This is a genomic window from Sinobacterium caligoides (genome assembly GCF_003752585.1).
GTDB lineage: Bacteria > Pseudomonadota > Gammaproteobacteria > Pseudomonadales > Sinobacteriaceae > Sinobacterium > Sinobacterium caligoides.
Genome location: NZ_RKHR01000007.1, coordinates 83,248 through 102,555, shown reverse-complemented (window position 1 = coordinate 102,555; position 19,308 = coordinate 83,248). Strand labels below are relative to the sequence as shown.

The window sequence follows — 19,308 nt, the reverse complement described above, 5'->3', positions numbered from 1 at the left end:
GGTATAGCAGTGTCGCGGACAAGGGAAATTGTCATGACAAAAAGGTATGATGACTAGAGATGGAACAGATAATAACAGCAGGGTTTTCGATGTTGATTAGGGCAGATGAGTGTAGACGGTTCATTATCGCGTTTTTAGTATTGAGTTTAACCGCCTGTGGCGGTGGCGGTGGCGGTGGCGGCGGTGGTGCTGCCGATGACTCAGGGCCTGATGGCGAAGAGGAAGCTCCGACGGTTGTAGAGGCCCCTTTCGGAATCAGTGGCACGATTACCATCCCCCATAACGCGCAAATAGATGGTGATACGATGGGGGCACAAGGATTGTTGCAATCAGCCACCAATAACCTGCTGCAGAGCGCTCAGCCGATTGCTAACCCGGTGATGTTGTCAGGCTATGTTAGCCGTCAGTCTGGAAGCTATAAATTGGATGCCGCACGTGGCTACGCCCGTGATGAGGTCGACTACTTTGTCGTCGAGCTGTTAGCGGGGCAGTCTGTCCGGCTGCAGCTCTACCCGGCAGATGAGGGGCGAGATAACCTAGCAGACTCGCAACAATTTGCTGCCTTGACACTCTATGACTATCAGTCGATGGCAGCAGTCAATCAGCTTGACGATTTGAACACCGAAGTGGCAAGTAGCGGGCGTTATTACATCGAGGTGGCTTCCCGCGGCGCTCCGGCGCTCTACACTCTGTCAATATCTCAGCAGATTAGTACGCTTAGTGACCCTGGTATCGACAGCGAGGCGGAGTTTGCTGACGGCGAAGTGCTGGTGAAATTTAAAGTACAAATGCCCGCGCTGCGATCAGCGTTTAATGATACACAGGCAGTGTCGAGCGAAGTTGTTCCCGATTTGACTGGCGCAGAGGTAGTGGCAGGTAATAACTCAACAGGCTGGCGGCTGCAGATAGCGGATGCAACGGCCTCGGCTTTTAGCGTGAAGGACGATCAGCGCAGTGGCCTGCGACTGCAAAAAGGCATACGTCAACGCACGCTAGAATATATTGCCGAGTTGCGTCAGCGCGATGATGTCGCCTGGGCGGAGCCAAATTATCTACGTAGGGCCTACCTCGAGCCTGCCGATGAACTCTATCCTCTACAGTGGCACTACCCGCTGATCAACCTAGCGTCGGCCTGGGATAGTAGTACGGGGAGTGGTGTCTCGGTGGCGGTGATTGATACCGGTATCGTGACAACTCACAGCGAGTTTGCCGGGCAGTTATTACCCGGCTATGACTTTGTCTCAACGGAGAGTTCTGCTCGCGATGGTGACGAAGCAGATGGCACCGAGATCGATGACGATCCTTCTGACACGGGGGCTACCTCACACGGTACGCATGTAGCCGGAACCGTGGCGGCAGCGAATGATAACAGAGGTGTCGTTGGCGTCGCCTTCGACGCAGAGATTATGCCTATCAGAGTGCTAGGTAGCGATGGCCAAGGTCTCGACTCCGATATTATTGAGGGGATACGCTTTGCGGCGGGTCTTGATAATGCCTCTGGTCAACGGCCAGAGCGGCGTGCCGATATTATCAATTTGTCGCTTGGTGGGCCCTCTTCCAGTGCGGCATTAAAGGCGGCTATTGACGAGGCGGAAGCGGCGGGCGTACTGGTGATTGCGGCAGCAGGCAACGAGGCCACCAGTCGTGCCTCATACCCTGCGGCTTATGATACGGTGGTGTCGGTGAGTGCGGTCGATCAGAGTAAGCAACTGGCCCCCTATTCGAATTACGGTGCCATTGATGTCGCGGCGCCTGGCGGCAATATCGTGCAGGATTTGAACTCAGACGGTAATCCAGACGGGGTGCTGAGTAGCAGTAATAGCGATGACGGCTCCGGTGCGGCGTATGCCTGGTATCAGGGCACATCGATGGCCGCCCCACATGTGAGTGGTGTTGCAGCGTTGATGATATCAGTGAAAAAGTTGGCTGGAGAAATACTTACCCCTAGCGAGTTTCGTGATTATTTACGCGCAGGTGAGCTAACGGAAAATATTGGTAGCAAAAGTTTCTACGGTGCCGGCTTGATCGATGCGGCGAGGGCGTTACAGGCACTCGACGGCGATATATCCCCCTATGTGGCAATTTCTCCTGCGGCAATAAGTATTACGGGCTTGAGTAGTGAGACCAGTTTTACCGTGCTAAGTGGTGGCGCTTTGCCTGTATCGGTACGCAGCTTGCAATCGAACGTACCATGGTTGACGGTCATTGCCGAAGACGTCGATGAACGTGGATTGGGACGCTATAGCCTCCGCGCTGAAAGAGAAGGATTTTCCACTGGCGAGGTGCGAGCGGCGCTATTATCGGTGACGGCGCAGGTCGATGGGGGAGGGAGTGCAGACTTGCAGCAACAGGTGAATGTTTTAGTGAAGCAGCCTGACCCTAGAGAGTTGTCGAGTGTTGGTGCACTCTTCGTTGGTCTAATTCGACGAGAGGTGCAAGATGCAGCCGAGGCACAGCAGGCGGAATCCATTGAGCTCTACAAAATTGTCGAGGCGCAGCGTGTGGAGGGCGAGTATCGCTATCAATTTAACGATGTTGAGAGCGGTGAGTATTTCATCTTTGCCAGTACTAATATGGATCAAGACAGTCGTTTGAGTGATTACGGGGAGGCGGAAGGAGAGTATCCCGTGCTAGGGGCCAAGCAGCGCATTCTCATCGGCCCGGTGGAGGCGACGGGGCAGCAGATCGATGGCATTGATTTTACAGTCAGTAATTTAACCACGTTGACTTCGCCGTCTGCTACGTCGGCGACGTTCAAGCAGACGAAGCGCATCCCTCCGGAGATGATGACGCAATCACTTCGGCAGGCCCTGTAGTGAAGACGACGCGAAAAGCTTTTTCGTTAGCGGATTTGCTGCAAGAGTGTCGAGTCGAGGCAGGTTGCTATACATTACACGGTAAGCCTCTGGGGTTGCGGCTACACATCCCGGAGGCGCTCTTTGGGCGCTGGCCATACTGCGCCGATGCCTATGACTTTCTGCAATATTTACGCGATGATATTGCTCAGTATGGCGTCATAGAGTTTCCACGCTTGCCGCTTAATAAATTAAATTACACCATTGCTATGCGGGCGCCGCAACAGCATGAGTATAGTGCCAACCCATTTCTGACGGATCGTTGTCAGCAGCCGCACCAGGATACCCCGCCTTACCCAACAGCTTTCTGGCTGCCAGCAGAGCGCCGCTACTTCGCCACCTGGTTAATTTCACAGCAGGGACTTCAGCATTATCAGTGCGCACAACAACAATGCTCTGCTGCTAGTGTAGAGGATTTGCATAGACAGTTGTTAGCTACTTCGCTTGCGCAGGGCTGGGGGCTGCTGGTGAATTACCAGCCGGGCTTAACGTTGATCGATAATAGTGACGCAGCTAACCTCTATCATGCAAGGACCTGCCGTTTCGAAACGCAGCGGTTAACACCCAACTTTGTCGAAGACACGCCAATGTACGCTTTTAACGAGGTAGGTTTGTTACGTTATATCGATCAGATGGATGAGCGACGTGGTGCTGAGGCGAGAGATGTCGATCATGTCTTACGGGTTGCGGCACGGATGGCAGGTGACGGATAGTGGTCAAGTGTTAGTTTGGGACTGCTGAACAGGTTGTTGCTGCCCGGATCTGGCGCCAAACCAACAAAACAGATGATGGCTAATACTGCGTATATAACCGCACCAAAGCGCGCGCGTGTTAGTGTCTTGTATTGGTTGAGACTAGGCTCAATCGAGCCAATAACGCCGGCACTGGCCGCGGCGACAAATAAAAAACCTAAGTAATACCACATGTAAAACCTCCTGTATTGTCTTGGTCATCCATGACGAAAAATGTGTTGAGTTAAGTTGTGGTCTATTCTCTCAGGGTTAATACCATAGCATAAAACAAGCTATTCTAAGCGCTCTAATTACCGCTCAGTGTGAGTTATATGGGACGAAGTTTGTTGTGATAATCGTACTTCGGCTGAATGCGCTACCTATCACAATGAAAATAATACTGCCTACTATTGCTAATAGCCGCTTGCGATAAAAGCGCGTTTTTAATGACGATTCTACTTTTATTACTAAGCTTATCGCTACTTTTTAAACGTGTCAGAAAGTATTTGTAGATGCTCTATGACGCTGTATTATTTTTGATGGTTGAGGTACGGTATCCCCTTACTTGTCGTAGGGGGAAGCTTGATCATACTTCCAAGCGGCGAGGCTTAATCATTCGAATGAATAATAATAATTAAATAGGGGTGTGTCTTGGTCGGGAGAAAACCGTGGTTAGCTAGCCTGGGGCGTAGAGTCATTGCTTTTTCAATTGATTTACTGCTCCTCTGCATATTTGGCTTTTTTTTGAGCTTAGCCTATGAGGCGAGCTTTGTGCAGCTGGGTGCGCGCGGAGTGCTGATCGGTATGGTAGCGGCTTTACTTTATTTCGGTATCCTGAATAGTCGGGTAAGTGATGGCCAAACCCTCGGTAAAAAGCTAACAAGAATAAAAGTTGTCGATCGCAATGGTAAGAGTATCGACTTGTTGAGGTCTTTTGTTCGCTATTGTATTTTTGCCATTCCGCTGTCACTGCTTGGGGTCGATATCCTTAGCGAGCAGTTGATGCGTTATATCCACTACCCTCTAACCGTTATAGTCATTGGTAGCGTTGTCGCAACAGTCTATTTATTACTTTTTAATTATATCACAAAGCAGTCATTGCATGATCTTGTGGTACGCACGTTGGTGGTGAATAGCGCGGCACCCTGTGAGTCGGTGAGGCCTATGTGGCGAGCACATTTAAGCGTGACAGTGTTGATTTTTATGATGGCCACAGTCATGCCACGCTTTATTGACTTACCGATGAGCCAAGATCATTCGATAGGTCTTGCCGAAACAGAGCGCTTGTTGCGGGAGGAGCACTCGGTCATATCGGCAAAAGTGACTCAGGGAGAGTCAACACTGTATCGTTCGGTGCGACCGGTCGATGCGTTAAAGCGTGTAGAGGTGAGCGCAATGCTCGCAGAGAATATTATCAGTGATACCGAACTTGCGCGAAAACTAGCGATGAGCACGTTGAAAGCGTACCAGAAGGCAAAGGATAGCGATGAGATTGTTGTCAGGCTCAATTATGGCTTTGCTATTGGTATCTGGTCGCGCTGGTCAAGGAAGAGTTATCGTTTTCAAACAGCAGATTTATCAGCAAATGGGCTAGATACCGTGCAAGCTGGCGATCAGTCGTAGGTTGTTATTTCTTGGCCATTCTTTTCAATACTTTTAATATGATGAGTGGGTTGGTTTCGTGGGTGAGTTGTTCGGCTGCTGTTATATTGCCGGCAATGTTGTCTGTTCTATTAGCGATTATATTGTAGAAGTCACTTTTGTCGCGCTCAAGTTGTTCCTCTAGGGTAGAAAAAGCGTCGATAGCATTGTTCAACTCATCGATGATAGTGACTAGTTCGCTGCTATTTTCCTTATCTATTTCGGCGTTGAGCTGGGTGAGTAGGCGCAGCATGACATTAGAGTGGCGGCAGCATAATAGAATTGTAACGGTCGTTTTCTTTACCTGCTTAGGCTCGCCAATATATTTTAGCCAGTGATCGAATAGATGGGTATCGTTGATGACGCACTGCTGCAGCAAGTTGTTGACATGTGATGGCTGGACGTTAGGTGTTGCAAGATAATCGGCCAGTGCCACTAAGTAGTGCTTGTAGCTATTTGTTGTCTGTATAAACTGCCCAGGAAAGGCTTTCTTTTGCCAACCGGGGGCCATTAACAGAACAAGCAGTACCGGCAAGGCGACACCGAGTAGCGTGTTTTCGAGCCGAGGGAGAAGAATTAGGTCGGCCTGGCCATTGAGGGCGAAGCCTGAAAATACAAATAACGTAACAGCGAAGACGCCGACACTGTAGACACGTGCTGTGGTATGAAAAAATAACACCGCAGCGGCGCAATACACTAACGATAATACGCTGTTTGGTAGGTTTAGATAAAGTAAAAAACTGACGACGATGAGGCCAGACACTGTGCCAGCGACACGGTTTCGCAGTCTGTCCCAAGTCATCGATAGGTTGGGTCTTAACACGAACAAGCTAGTCATCAGCGTCCAAAAACCAAATTCAAGATTAAGAAAGCGTACAAGAAATAAGCCGATGCTCAAACAGAGACAGCCGCGTAAGGCGTGGCGGAAGTGGGGTGAGTTATAGTTTAGGTTGCAGAGAAATAGTCTAACGTTGGTATTAATATTAGCGGGGAGCTTTCGCAAGCTAAGTTTAGGCTTTGCTATCGGGTATTCGAGCTCGTGGGTGGCGCCTAACTTCATCAGGGCGCAGTATATCTTTTCGAGCTTATTGATGAAGGCCAGCGCCTGAGAGGTCTCTAGTGGGTATTGGTTTTTGGTGCTGACGGCTCTAAGTGCGCCGAAGTTAATGTCCGGTAGCGGCAGGCTATTAATATTCTCAATCCTAACATTGTGCAAATAGTTCACTATGGCATCGGTGCTAGTGACAATGCTATTAATCCAGGCAGTGTTATCTTGGCCGAATTGCTCGGCTGGATTGAAGTGCATCAGACGTGTTTGTTCGGCAATGTAGCTCGCCTGTTGAACGAAGGAGTGAATAAGGCTTAGCTTGTCGTTGCCTTCTCTATCGGCGATTTGTTGATGGATACGCCCTTCTACGTGCTCGAGCTTCTCTGCAAGGGTGGATCGTAATCGAGCCGAGGTAATAAAATCATCGTTTAAATTGCTCTGTTTACGCGTTAATGGTTTGTTGTGGGACAGCAGTTTTTCACCGAGGGTTTGGTATAGGTCGTGGATAAGGTCGGCGTCTTCCCGGTGCGGAAGCGCCTTTTGCAGCAGCCACTGCCAGATCGCGTACCAGATAGCGCCTGTGGTGAGTAATGCGGGTGTTAGCCATATTGGTTGGCCATCAGTGTGCATTATCATCGTGTACGTTATCAGTACCGTAGTGGCGAAGCCGATAGCGGCATAGCGTGGGCTAAAAATAGAGAGCATTAATAATAGGAAGCTCGCCACCGCGAGATAGCCTCCAAAAAGCATGGTGTGAGGAAATAGCCAATCGACGCCAAGGCTGACAGGAAAAAATAACAGTACAGTTAACAGGAAGTCATATTGGCGATGACGTAGCGACTTGCCGCTATCGGCTAAGCAAGCGGCTATCGTGCCCAGTGATAGGGAGATACCTGCGGTTATTTGCCCGAGCAGAAAGAGGGGGATTGAACAGCTGATAAAGCTCCAAGCGGCAGTACTCTCTCGAATGCTGCTGAAGTAGCGCCATGAAAGTATTTGCAGGAATCGAGGCCGTAGCAGGGACATAAGTCTTCATCGTCGTGAGTCACGTTGTGCTCAATGTTAACATTTTTACCCGTTTGCAGATAGCATTCGGCTGAACTCCCCCCAGCGCGGCAGCTGAGGGGAGTTAGATGGTACGGTGTTAGCTAAACAGTGAGCACCGTTTAAATGGCATAGCGGACACGGAGCCAGTATTGACGACCTGGCTCGTTGACCCGTATTGCCGTGGGATCAAAGGGATCCACTGAGGCGGTATTAACATGATAGGCGTAGTTTTTGTCGAATAGGTTCTCCACGCCGGCCTCAACAGTCAGCTGCTTTTTGGCCTGCCAGTGACTGTACAGATTCATCACGGCAAAGCCAGGGCTCTCGGCATCGACATCGACGTCACTGTTGTACTTGTCCTGGCGGTCGGCAACAATCAGTTCGGAGCCTACGCCCCACTTATCGCGACGATAGTCCAGCTTGAACCTGCCGGTGAGTGGTGCGATGTTCGCAAGTGGTCCGTTATCACTCTCGCCTCGGGTGTAAGAGACGGCAATATTTGCACTAAGGTTGTCGCTAAGCTCACTGCCATACTCCAGCTCGACGCCCTTTAATGTCGCATCAACATTGCGATACAAAGTATTCTCAGCGACATTGTAGCGCTCGATATAATCATCGACATTGTCCCAGAAGACGGTCGCAGACCAGTTGCGTTCGCTATCGTCTGACATCAGCGTGAGATCGATTTGCTGATGCACCTCTGAGTCGATGTTGGGGTTGCCTACCCAGTGCGATGGATTCATCCCCATCGACTGCTTGGCGATAAAGGCTTCGTTGGTGTCGGGGTTACGTATCGAGCGGCTGACATTGACTGAGAACAGCTTGTCATCGTCGAGGCTGCGATCCCAGCCGAGGACAAAGCCAACATCATTGTTTTCTACTTTATTCGTGCTGGTACCGTAGAATTGTTGATAAAGCTTTTGCGGTGTTGCGCTGCCCATCATGCCCACTGTTTCGTTAGCTTTTGTTGCCTCCATGGTGAACTGATCGTAGCGTAGACCGGCGCGCAGCAGGTCGTCTTCGCTGTATTGATAGTCCCACTCTGCAAAAACACCGAGTTGACGCTGCTCGACATCGGGCCATAGATAGGCGCCGATCATATCGTAACTCCCGTCTTTACCCATATCCATGAACATGCGTGCGCTGCGGTCGTTGGCTAGGTAGTCCATGCCAAGCTTGATCTCACTGTTTTCTGTTTCGATATTGCCGAGCAGTTTTCCGCCATAGGTCTCAGAGGATGTTGGTGCAGCCATGCCAGAGCCCATCATTGGGTTACGGTCTCGCAGCGTGTAGTTGTCCATCAGGTGATCGACATCGGTTCTATAAAGCGTCGCTTCTAAGCTGTCGAGAAACAAGATCTCACCGCTGTGTTTCCAGCGTAGGCGCATGGTCTCTGAGTCGGCGTATGGGGTGTCCATGCCGTTGCCGGCGAAATACATATCACGCTCTTTGGCTTTTTCAAAGGAGGCTTCTATATAATCTTGCTCGCCGATATCGGCGCCGGCGATAATGCCAGCATTGTCAGAATCGAAGGCGGATGAGACAGTGTTGCCATCGGCGTCGTCATAATTGCCAGCAGTTTTGTGCTCACCGAAAACGCGAACAAAGGCGTCGTCGTTACCCATCGCCAGGTTGGCTGACAGGCTTTTGGTATCGGAGTTTGAGGTATAGCCGGCGACGACCGAGCCTAATAAACTTTTTTCTGAAAAGTCAGGTCGTTGGTGCTCAAAAAGGATGGTGCCGCCACTGCCACCGGCACCATAAATCACAGAACGATTACCCTTGATGACGGTCACTTGGTCAAAGTTATCGAAACCGACGTAAGTGGTAGGGGGATCCATGCGGCCAGGGCAGCTACCAAAGCTATAGCCGCCGTCGCTAATGACGTTAATTTGATTTTGACTCTGCCCGCGGATGATTGGCTCGAAGCCGCGGCCGCCACGCCGCGCTGCCTCCATACCGTTGACGGCACGCAATAGTGCGCCGGCATCTTGTACAGGTTGAGTAAGCGGTGCTTGGCTAGTCATTTCTGCGTTATTTGGCTCTTCAATCCTTTGTCCGGTGACTTCGACAATCTCGATGGGTAAATCGTGGCCTGCAAGGGCAACTGAAGGGCTTAGAACGGCTCCGAGTATTAATATTTTTTTCACTTTTATCTTCCTGGTTACGGCATTTTGAGCGCAGGCAAGCGTACTTGAAGGGGAGGGGGAGGAGAAGGGGGTAACTGCGACAATTTGTCGCGGTTAATGATTTTTAATTTTCTTTAAGTGTAACTTTTTTTAAGCGATATAGTGAAGGCTATATTGTAGCTTAAGGCATAAATAAAGCTTTTTAAGCGTGTCTGAAGTGAATTTTACGTTGAAAAGGTGCTTCGAGGTTGCGAAGAAAAACGACAGTGTGCTGGCTTGTGTTGGCTGCATTCAAGGTCAATTGATTGTTTAATGACTTAGCTTAGTTGCAGATGCCTTCGAAGCTTTGCTCGAAGACATCTTTTGTCGCGGTGCTGTAAGCATCTCGCTGGTTATAATAACTGACTGAGTCTAGTCGCAGGCGCAGCGTGCGGATTGCTCACAGGGTGGCGCTGCTGCGACCTCACAGACACCGCTAGTGTGACCGTTGCCGACGCACCAGGCGTTACAGTCGAAGGTATCTGGATGGCCAATGTCGTTACCGTGGCTGTGCAACTCACCCTTACCAGGGTTAGACTCAACCAATAGACCGTTTGCTAGACAGGCTTCGCCAAATTTCCTGCCATTGGGAACCCCTTTCTCGTTGGTGCCGATGTGGCAGCCTGCCACTCCGGGGTTGACGCCGTCGCTATCAACCCACCAAGTGGTTTCGCTCTCAACCCAATCACTGGGCTTAAATTCGAAGGTGCCCTCGGCGCCAGGCATGTTGCTGGCGCCACCAGAGGGCTTGCCTTGATGGTGAGAACAGCCGGCAATGACTAGCGACAGGCAGCTTAATAAAATGATACGGCTAAGGTATGGCATGAAATATTTCCTGGTTTTTTAAGGTATTTATTGTGCAAAACACCATGCCAAAAAATGGCGGTGCTCTACTATTGTAAAGATCTATCTATAGGTACCGGGTCGTAGATAAAACAGGCCTATTATAAGAATAGGCTCGGCTGTAAAAACGAGCGGCGACCCTACCAAGATAGCCGCTGTCTCGCCAATCGCATAATAAAACGATACTCTCTGTTCATTATTTCAATGGCACACATCATTATAAAGCGATTGTGCTATTACACCTGTTTCATGACGATTAATTTAAATGTTAATAACCTGACTTACTCGCCAGAAATTATGGCTGATCATTTTAGAAAGGCTTAGTCTGTATATTTTGTGACGCGTGTTTGTTAATCCAGTAGCAGGCAGTAGGGGGCGATCAAGCCAAATAATAGCGCTAGTCCGGCCAGAAGCTTGCGATTTCTGAAGCCAAGACGTTGTGGTCGCCGAATGGCAGAGATGAGAATGGCGCAGCCAATGAGACTAACGGCGTAAAGGAAATAACTCATGGCTCGGTCCAATTTTTCTTTTGTTTTCTGTTGCCGCAATCCATGCGGGATTTAGCAGCGGTGAATTATATAGGTGGATATATCACCGTAATCGTTCTATCTACTCGCACGGCACGACCAGAAAGTATTTTCGGCGATAATAATAGTGTCTTATTAATAGGTGGTCTAGTGCTAGCAGGTGAGGTTGTAACTTTTAATGTTGCTAATTGGCAGTTGGTTTGTGTACATATGGCATTGACCTCACCGTCTGTGATTTGTTTTCGGCCTATTATTAGTAGCTAATAATAGGCGTTTTGAAGTTTGTCATTACTCGTTAATAATTTTGTCGGAGGTGTTTACACTTTTTAGTGTTGTAGCTTAGCTATGGCGTTGCTACTGGAGATGGAAACACAAAAGAAATTGTCTCACAGCTTATCTTTGCCACTGATATTCTTGAGGCAGCTGCTCCTCATGATAGGTCTACCCGATTAGTCAGTTTGGTCATGAGGCTTTTTTAACTTCTCTCACTTAGGTTTTTTTAATAATAGAGCGTTCTTTGAGCTCATCATTTAAAAATTCATCAATAAATGAAGCGGTATATCTTTTTTGAGCTTTTTGATGTCTGGGTAAGGCTGCTGTGAAGTGAATTTCGGGTTGAGGCGATGCGTGCCCCTGCAGCGTTGACGAACTGGCTAATCAAACGGTTGGCGTATATATGCAGATAGGCTGACGCTTAGAGTTGAGAGCGAGCACTTTGAAGGAGGTAAAAACAAACTACAATCGAGTGCCTGCAGCTTGTGCTACAGGCAATTATAGAAAAAAATGTCCTAGAGCTGTATTGCAGGTTTGCTCGTTATGAGCATAAAAGTTATTGTCTGTAGTGCCTGTAAGTCATGTTTGTTAGTGGAAAGCTCATTGCTCTGGCGTTGCCGCACGCTCTTTGATGGATTGGAATAAGGGGTCAAACATATTCTGAATGCTAGTCGCTCCATAAATGGAAAGGTGATTGCCGTCTCTGTATTTCGAGTGGCCATTGTCGACGGCGGCACAACGGTGGCCGTCACAGATAAAGGGTGTCGGATCGAGTAATCTGACGCTATCGCCGGCCAGCTCTTCTAGTACACCAGAAGCAAATCGTTGGCGCCTCTCGTGTTGATCCGTCGTGATGCTATATATCGATGTATCCCTTCCTCGCATTGCCCTCTTAATGAGTTCGTTCGTGACATTGTCATGGCTAATACGCGGCACCTGTTTAACCAGCCAGACACGAATATTATATTGGCGCAGTAGGGCGATGAAGTTCTCCGCGTTTTCCTTAAACAGCTCTTTTGACTCTTCAAGGTTTTTTTGCTCCGGGTTTGTAGCAAGCTGTGTACTATGATCGTCGGCGCTGTCGCCATAAACATAGACCGACCAACGGCTGGCAATTAGCACATCTGTCACGCCGGAGCTGGTGGCCTGTCTCAGCATCGCTTGATTGAACATCGGGCAGCCATCATCACTGCCAAACTTGTCTGCACCAGGAATAGGGATGCAGCCATTATTCGATGCATGCAAGACCTTAATGTCGTATTCATTCGCCTTGGCAATAACAGCAGGCAGTAGCGCAGCGGAATGGCTGTCGCCCCAAAATAAAAGCTTTGCAGGTGTTTTCATGCTGCCACCAAAATGGCAAATACCTCCTTCGTCGATATCCTTTGGTGACAGCTTGTAACACCTTACTTGGTCTTTCGACCATACCGCGTCTTCGGCAAAGGTAAAAGCCGCCCCTGATAGCCGGGTGCGATAGCCATCATTGTGGCGGATCATTTGGCCGATTATTATAATGACTATTAGCGCGCAGAAGGATGCCCATAATATGGCCTTATCGCTTTGTAATAGGCGCTTTTGCCGGAAGGGTGTTTCAATAAAGCGCCATGATAAGTAGCCAACAACAGTGCTGACTGCAAGCAAAACAAACTTATTGCTTGTGCTTATGGCACCCTCACTGATTTCTTGCGTGAAAGCCATTATTGGCCAATGCCAGAGATACAGCGAATAGGAGATGAGCCCGAACCAGACGAGGCTGGGCAATGACAAAATGCGTTTAATAAGTGTCTGATGATAGCTATTGGCCCAAATAATCGCAGCAGTGGCGACAGTTGGCGGAAGTGCTGCGGCACCAGGGAAGACCATCTGTTCATCATAGTAAAATATGCAAAAGATTATGGTGGCGAAACCACTGAGGCTGATTACTTCACACAGCACAGGTCGCCTCTGTAAGTTATTTGATAGCGGAGCTATCGCCAATAGACTGCCGATCAGCAGCTCCCAGGCGCGAGTGTGTAATAGATAGAAGGTACTTGTGGGGTGGTTATTAATGAGCATGACGCTAGCGAAGAAGGATGCGGCGCATAGCGCAATTAAAGCAAGGCGTCGACGTTGTTCTGAAAACTTACTCAGTAGCACAAGGACAAAAGGGAGAAGGAGGTAGAATTGCTCTTCTGTAGAGAGTGACCAAGTGTGCAGTAGTGGTCTGATCTCATCGACGTTATCGAAATATCCATATTCTTTTGCAAAGAAGAAATTCGCGGCGAAATAAGCTTGCTCGCGTGCGGAGCGACCCAGCTCTCGATAGGCGTCCGGAGCCAGTAAATACCAGCCGGCGACTAAGCAGGCGAAAATCATGATGATGGACGCTGGTAAAATTCGCCTTGCTCGCCTCGCCCAGAAAGTTTTATAGCTAAAATTGTTAGCTGCTGTTTCACGGACGATAATGGAGGTAATTAAAAAGCCTGAGATGACAAAGAATATATCGACACCGATAAAGCCGCCGCTAAATAAGGTGAATTGTGCGTGAAACAATACGATTGGCAGAATGGCCAGTGCACGTAATCCATCGATGTCATCACGATGCTGTAATTTGAGCATATAAGAAATTCTTCAGTAAATAATTTGTCGAAAGAGATGCAGTTGAGGTTGTTGATTGCAGCGGAAGATACGTTAACGAAGTACGCTTTTCCAGTGAAACCTAGCCTGATAGCAGTACTAGTTACTTATGATAGACGATCGATCAAAAAGTAGTTTTTTTACGCTACGTAATAAGGTCAGCTATTCGCTCGCACGAATAGCGTTGGGGTGCATTCGTGCGCTTATCGATTTAACCCGCTGTTGCTGACCAGTTGTTAGCAGTTAGTCGTTAGCAGTTAGTAGCTGTCAGGGGGCGCCGTCATTCGATGGTGCTTTTAATCGCTGCAAGCTCTCTCGTATTGTCGCATAGCGCTGCTCCTCGCAGCAGGCAAAGCCTGGTAGCTGCTTGATCTTGTGGCGGCCAAAGAAGGGAACGCTGATGCCGGCGAGAAAGCGACAGTAGCTCTCAATCGTTAATGGCTGCGGAGTTTTTCCCTGCAGGTGTTGCTCGAGCCCGAGGGTGTAGTGCAGCAGCTCTTCATCACTGACTACCCGCGGCGGCTTGGAGTATGCCAGTTTGGCAGTTTGGCCGCGGCAGACAGAGCAGTGGCTGCATTGTGCGGGCGATTGCTGATCGTCAAAATAACGCGAGAGGTTATGGCTCAGGCATTTATCGAGTTCAAAAAAACGAATCAGTGTGGCAATGCGCTTCACCTCTTTCTCTTCCTTGTCGACAAAGTATCGATGCAGTGTGGAGGCCAGTTCGGCTTGCTGCAGTTTTTCCGTGTCTACCGAGAACGCCTCGGTCATGCCTTTTGTTTCAAGAACGATCAGTTGTTGCTCCTGTAAATACTCTAACGCACTAACGACTCTACTACGGTCGCAGGCGTAGCTGGTAAGCAGGGAATGAAAATCCAATTCGCCCCATACTTTTTTGAAGTTTGTATGGTGAAAAATAGCATTAATAAACTCGCTGCGCTCAGCATTAAAATGCGCAACAATATCTTCTTTACTGTGCAGTAGTTTGAGCTTGAATTCAGCGAAGTAGGCGTAGAGCGGTTTGATAATTTGCTTGAGTTCTAACTGTACCAGTAGCGTCTTGAGGGGGAGCTGCTTGATGTTGGTGGCATTGGATAGTGGGTTTAGCTGTACCTCCCAGCGCTGGTTGTTAACCTCGCTAGCAATGCTGTCTAGTACGCTCTGAATCGCGCTGAGCTCTGGCGTATCGCCATAGACAAAGTTCTCAACGGTGTTGATGCCGTCCAGGTTGGCCAAGGTGTAACAGTGGGCGCTGAGGCCGTCGCGCCCGGCACGACCAATCTCCTGGCTATAGTTCTCAATAGATTTTGGCAGGTCGTAGTGTATTACAAAGCGAATGTTGGCCTTGTCGATACCCATGCCAAAGGCAATCGTAGCAACGATCACCTGAACTTGATTAGCCATGAACTGCGCTTGAATCTGTTGTCGGCGCTCGCTGTCAAAGCCTGCGTGATAGGCCGCGGCGGATACACCCTGGGCGGCGAGATATTGTGCCACCTGCTCGGCGCTTTGTTGTCGAGTAACGTAGATAATGCCTGCGCCCTGCTGTTGTTTGACGAGCTTGAGCAGGGTGTGATTTTTCTCTGTGGCGTTAACCGGTACGACAGATAAGTCGAGATTTTTACGATAAAAGCCTGTTTGAACGATGTGCTGTGGCGCGATCTCGAACTTCTTCGCCATATCGTTTTTCACTTGTCGAGTCGCCGTTGCAGTTAACAGCAAGACTAGGGGGATATTTAATTCCTGGCGATAGACGGGTAGCTTGAGGTAGTCCGGCCTGAAGTTGTGACCCCACTCGGAGATGCAGTGTGCCTCGTCCACTACGAGCATGGATAGTGGCACCGAGTTGATGAATTGACGAAAGCGCTCATTCTTAAAGCGCTCGACGGAAACCATCAGTATTTTGGTTTTACCGGCATGGATATCCTGGACTACCTGCCGGTGCTCGTCGGCGCTCAGCGTGCTATCGATGCTGGCGGCGGCAATACCCTTCGACGCTAAGAACTCAAGCTGATCTTTTATCAAGGCGAGTAACGGCGATACCACCAGTGTTAAGTGGGGGAGCTGCAGCGCGGTTAACTGGTAGCAGAGTGACTTGCCTGAGCCCGTAGGGAAAATAGCCAGCGACGATTGCTGCTCTAGTAGCTGCTGAATTGTTTGCTCTTGTCCGGGGCGAAACTGGCTAAAGCCAAAGCTGTTTTGTAGCTGACTATAAAGAGCGCTATTCATAGCTGATTCCTAACGATTTGAGAACTGCCTCGCCTCGGCTAAGCTAGCATGGTTAGCGGAGAGGGGCGGTATAATGGGCAGAGAGGAATAGTATAGTAGCGTCACACAGAATGCTTGGGTAGCGGCCAGGGTAAAAACAAAGTTTAGATCACGATGATGTCGTAGACGCGACGGAGTGGTTACCGACAAGACGGCGCAGCGGGGGCCATTGCAACATCAGGCGGCCATGATAATGCATCATGACCTCGCTGATAATGGGCTAAATATTACCACATTAAATAAGTGCTGATGGCCGTTAGCAGCGATACGCTAATCAGTAGCGAGCGACTATTTTTCATCAAGAACATCGTTAATACAATAACGCCCACGAGTAGGAATGGCTTGCCCTCTATGGTCTTGGCTTGTGTGTTCATAGAAAACTCCAGTGCGTGAAGAGTCGACTATGTTACACCTCGCGGCAGCGCTAAACTTTTGAGTTAGCGACAACCGATAACTCAAAACGGACAATAACGACGCGCGAGTAGCCTTGATAGAAGGGGCGTCATCCGAGCTAAAGACGATGGGCCGCGATGCGCTCACGGCCGACGTTTGACAGGCAGGCTTAACCGTGTGCCTGCAGGCTCTTTCGGCTGGCGTAGATGGCTGGAAACAGCGCCGCGACGAATGAGGCGATGAGCATAATGCCCATGATCGCCAGGCTGCGCTCGAGGTTGATCGCCGCGCCGATCTGCAGGCCAAACTGTGATACCAGATAATCCTGCGACAGCGCCAGGCAGGCAGCGAGCAGGGCGGCCCCCAGCAGCATACTGACTACCGTGATCAGCAGGGCTTCCAGCTCGATCAGCCAGAATAAAAAGTGTGGCGGCGCCCCCACCACACGAAGCAGCTGAATCTCTCGGCTGCGCTCGCGAATGGACGACAGTAGCATCGCGCTCACCCCTAAACAGGCGGCGACAAAGACCAGTGCAGAGACCAGCAACAGGGTGTTTTCCAGCACCCCCATCATCTGCCACAGCTCGGATAAGGCAACACCGGGTAGAATAGCCAAGAGTGGCTCATAGGTGTCGTTGTTGATCTGTCGCTGCACGCCAAAGGTCGATATCTTCGACTTCAGGCCGAGCATTAGGGCGGTCACGCTCTTAGGTTGCAGCTGAGCGTCGGTAAAGTGACCCTTGCCGGTATCGCTGTGCGGTATTTTGACACCGTTATGCCAGTCGACATGTATCGCCTCAATACCCCCGAGGCTGACATGTAACGTCTGATCGACCGGGGTGCCGGTCGGCGCAAGGATGCCGACGACGGTGAAGGGGTAGTCATCGTGTAAGCTAAAGCTGGTTCTGGCGATGCCGTGTGATAACACCACCTTGTCGCCCAGCTGGTAGCCTAGCTTCTTCGCGACCTCTGAGCCCAATACCACATCAAAGAGGCCGTCGAAGGCGTGGCCCTTAGTAAAGGTGAGTGGGTGCTGTTGGCCGTAGCTGAAGTACTGAAAGTAGTCTTTGCTGGTGCCGAGTACGCGGTAGCCTTTGTGTGAGTCGCCGAGTGACATTGGAATCGCCCACTTCACCTGTGGGCTGGCGGCGATTCTCTCGACGGACTGCCAGCTGATATTGTTGGTGGGCGAGCCTATTCTAAATACTGAGTAGAGCAACAGATTCAGCTTGCCGGTTTTGGCGCCAACGATCAGGTCGACCCCCGATACAGTATTGGAAAAGCTGTCTTTCGCCTGATGACGAATGTGCTCGACACCCAGTAGTACGAAGATGCTAATCATCATCGCCATCATGGAGAGTGCGACCGAGCCTTTGCGGTCGAGCAGGCTGCGCAACGCTAATTTAGCAAACATTACAGTGCCTCCTCTATGCGGTTAATCTCGGTGAGTGCATCCACGCGCTTAAAATAACGGCACAGAGACATATCGTGGCTGACAAACAGTAGGGTGATCTGATGCTCTTCAACTAGCGACATTAACAGCGTCATAAAGGCATCGCGGTTGGCCTGGTCGAGTGAGGAGGTCGGTTCATCGGCGATCAGTAGCTGAGGCTTGTTGATCAGCGCGCGGGCGATGGCGACGCGCTGCTGCTGGCCGATGCTGAGATTGCGGGCGGGAATGTGCCAGTCACTCTCGGCAATATTCAGCGTCGCTAACAGTGTTTTGATGTCGTGGTCGATTGCCGCGCCTTTCTTGCGTTGCGAGAACTGGCTGGCTAAGCGAATGTTGTCGATGGCATCGAGGTAGGGAATTAAGTTGAACTGCTGAAACACATAGCCGATATGATTGGCGCGGAAGCGGTCGCGCTGGCGGCTGCTCATCTGGTCCAGGCGCTGACCAAGGATGTTAATTTGTCCCTGCTCTGCCATCAGTAATCCGCTCAGTAGGCTGAGTAGGGTCGATTTGCCACCACCGGAGGGGCCATGAATGAAGGCACATTCGCCGGTCGCCAGCGACCATGAAGGGATATTGAGTACCGGATGGTTTGGCCGATCGGGGTAGTGAAAACGGATATTGGCAAGATCAATGGCCATTGCATTCCTTCATGGTTGAAAGTTGTAGGAAACGGTTTGAAGCGCAAATGATACAATGTATCATTACGATCCGAAACTGATGATTTTAATTTAGTATGATGGCGAATATGTTGCGAGTAGTGAGATGGAGTGTGTTGGCGGCGGTGACGCTAACGCTATTGGCCTGCGAGCAAGCAGAGAATGAGGCGCTCGCCGACAGCGCGGCGGAGACGGCTACTAACCAGCAGGCGGCAGCGCCTAAGCAGGCGTCGCCCGGGGCGGCGAAGAAGGCGGTGCTGCCTTTGGCGATACTACCCGCCACGGCATTCAAGCCGCTTGAGTGGGTCGACTTGATCCCGAAAGAGGATCTCGAGGCACTGGAGCACCCGCCGGGTTACATTGCCGACGTCGAAGACGGTTCGTTTGAAGACCAGATCAGCAGTCAGATTAACAATAGCCTGGTGGCCGCCGCAGACGATCGTTACCAGCAGGCGTTAGTGTCTACCGACGTTGTACCAGCGATGAATAACCGGCCAGTACGCGTTCCCGGTTTTATCGTACCACTGGAGTTTAATGATAAGCAGGAAGTGACGCAGTTCTTCTTGGTGCCGTACTTTGGCGCCTGTATCCACGTGCCACCGCCGCCACCCAATCAAATCATCTTTGTGCGCTACCCGCCAGGGTTGAAGCAGGAAGAGTTGTACACCCCATACTGGGTATCGGGTGTACTAGAGACGTCGTTGGTCGAGAATGACATGGCGACAGCGGCGTACTCGATGCAGATGCAATCCTTCGAGACCTATGTCGAATAGTCTCGTTAGCTAG

Annotated in this window: 14 protein-coding genes; 4 read left to right on the top strand and 10 right to left on the bottom strand. The window is 50.2% G+C overall.

Annotated elements, in window-relative coordinates:
- Positions 1-89: 89 nt before the first annotated feature.
- Positions 90-2,816 (top strand): S8 family serine peptidase, encoded by a 2,727-nt coding sequence (locus EDC56_RS16870; RefSeq protein ID WP_162844229.1) that lies wholly within the window; start codon positions 90-92, stop codon positions 2,814-2,816.
- Positions 2,816-3,568 carry a hypothetical protein gene (locus EDC56_RS16865; protein WP_123713755.1) on the top strand — a complete coding sequence of 251 codons (753 nt, stop codon included), beginning with the start codon at positions 2,816-2,818 and terminating at the stop codon, positions 3,566-3,568. Before EDC56_RS16870 ends, EDC56_RS16865 begins: the two co-directional genes overlap by 1 nt.
- On the opposite strand, the gene EDC56_RS19490 is transcribed toward EDC56_RS16865, so the two are convergent.
- Positions 3,526-3,780 carry a hypothetical protein gene (locus EDC56_RS19490; RefSeq protein WP_148059442.1) on the bottom strand — a complete coding sequence of 85 codons (255 nt, stop codon included), beginning with the start codon at positions 3,778-3,780 and terminating at the stop codon, positions 3,526-3,528. The genes EDC56_RS16865 and EDC56_RS19490 overlap by 43 nt on opposite strands.
- Positions 3,781-4,237: 457 nt before the next feature.
- Between EDC56_RS19490 and EDC56_RS16860 the strand changes: the two genes are divergently transcribed.
- On the top strand, positions 4,238-5,209 hold the full coding sequence (locus EDC56_RS16860) for an RDD family protein (protein WP_123713754.1): 972 nt from the start codon (positions 4,238-4,240) through the stop codon (positions 5,207-5,209).
- 4 nt (positions 5,210-5,213) lie between these two features.
- On the opposite strand, the gene EDC56_RS16855 is transcribed toward EDC56_RS16860, so the two are convergent.
- The 9 genes from EDC56_RS16855 to EDC56_RS16825 all read right to left on the bottom strand — a co-directional run bounded on the left by EDC56_RS16855 (position 5,214) and on the right by EDC56_RS16825 (position 18,504).
- Complete coding sequence (locus EDC56_RS16855; protein ID WP_123713753.1) at positions 5,214-7,301, bottom strand: FUSC family membrane protein; 2,088 nt, start codon at positions 7,299-7,301, stop codon at positions 5,214-5,216.
- 140 nt (positions 7,302-7,441) lie between these two features.
- Positions 7,442-9,472 (bottom strand): TonB-dependent receptor domain-containing protein, encoded by a 2,031-nt coding sequence (locus tag EDC56_RS16850; RefSeq protein ID WP_123713752.1) that lies wholly within the window; start codon positions 9,470-9,472, stop codon positions 7,442-7,444.
- Positions 9,473-9,862: 390 nt separating this feature from the next.
- Positions 9,863-10,315 (bottom strand): hypothetical protein, encoded by a 453-nt coding sequence (locus EDC56_RS16845; protein WP_123713751.1) that lies wholly within the window; start codon positions 10,313-10,315, stop codon positions 9,863-9,865.
- Positions 10,316-10,683: 368 nt separating this feature from the next.
- Positions 10,684-10,842 (bottom strand): hypothetical protein, encoded by a 159-nt coding sequence (locus tag EDC56_RS19680; RefSeq protein WP_162844228.1) that lies wholly within the window; start codon positions 10,840-10,842, stop codon positions 10,684-10,686.
- An 891-nt stretch (positions 10,843-11,733) separates the two neighbouring features.
- Entirely contained in the window at positions 11,734-13,731 is a 1,998-nt protein-coding gene (locus EDC56_RS16840; RefSeq protein ID WP_123713750.1) for an acyltransferase family protein, read from the bottom strand.
- A gap of 285 nt (positions 13,732-14,016) precedes the next feature.
- Entirely contained in the window at positions 14,017-15,978 is a 1,962-nt protein-coding gene (locus EDC56_RS16835; protein WP_123713749.1) for a RecQ family ATP-dependent DNA helicase, read from the bottom strand.
- Positions 15,979-16,244: 266 nt separating this feature from the next.
- Positions 16,245-16,391, bottom strand: coding sequence for a hypothetical protein (locus EDC56_RS19675; RefSeq protein ID WP_162844227.1), 147 nt, complete (start codon positions 16,389-16,391; stop codon positions 16,245-16,247).
- Between the two features lie 188 nt (positions 16,392-16,579).
- Positions 16,580-17,824: an ABC transporter permease gene (locus tag EDC56_RS16830; protein WP_123713748.1), complete on the bottom strand. Its 1,245-nt coding sequence runs from the start codon at positions 17,822-17,824 to the stop codon at positions 16,580-16,582.
- A complete protein-coding gene (locus EDC56_RS16825; RefSeq protein ID WP_123713747.1) occupies positions 17,824-18,504 on the bottom strand; it encodes an ATP-binding cassette domain-containing protein in 681 nt (226 codons plus the stop codon). Before EDC56_RS16825 ends, EDC56_RS16830 begins: the two co-directional genes overlap by 1 nt.
- Positions 18,505-18,611: 107 nt before the next feature.
- Here EDC56_RS16825 and EDC56_RS16820 point away from each other — a divergent pair, with 107 nt between their 5' ends.
- Positions 18,612-19,295: a DUF3299 domain-containing protein gene (locus EDC56_RS16820; RefSeq protein ID WP_123713847.1), complete on the top strand. Its 684-nt coding sequence runs from the start codon at positions 18,612-18,614 to the stop codon at positions 19,293-19,295.
- Positions 19,296-19,308: the final 13 nt, after the last annotated feature.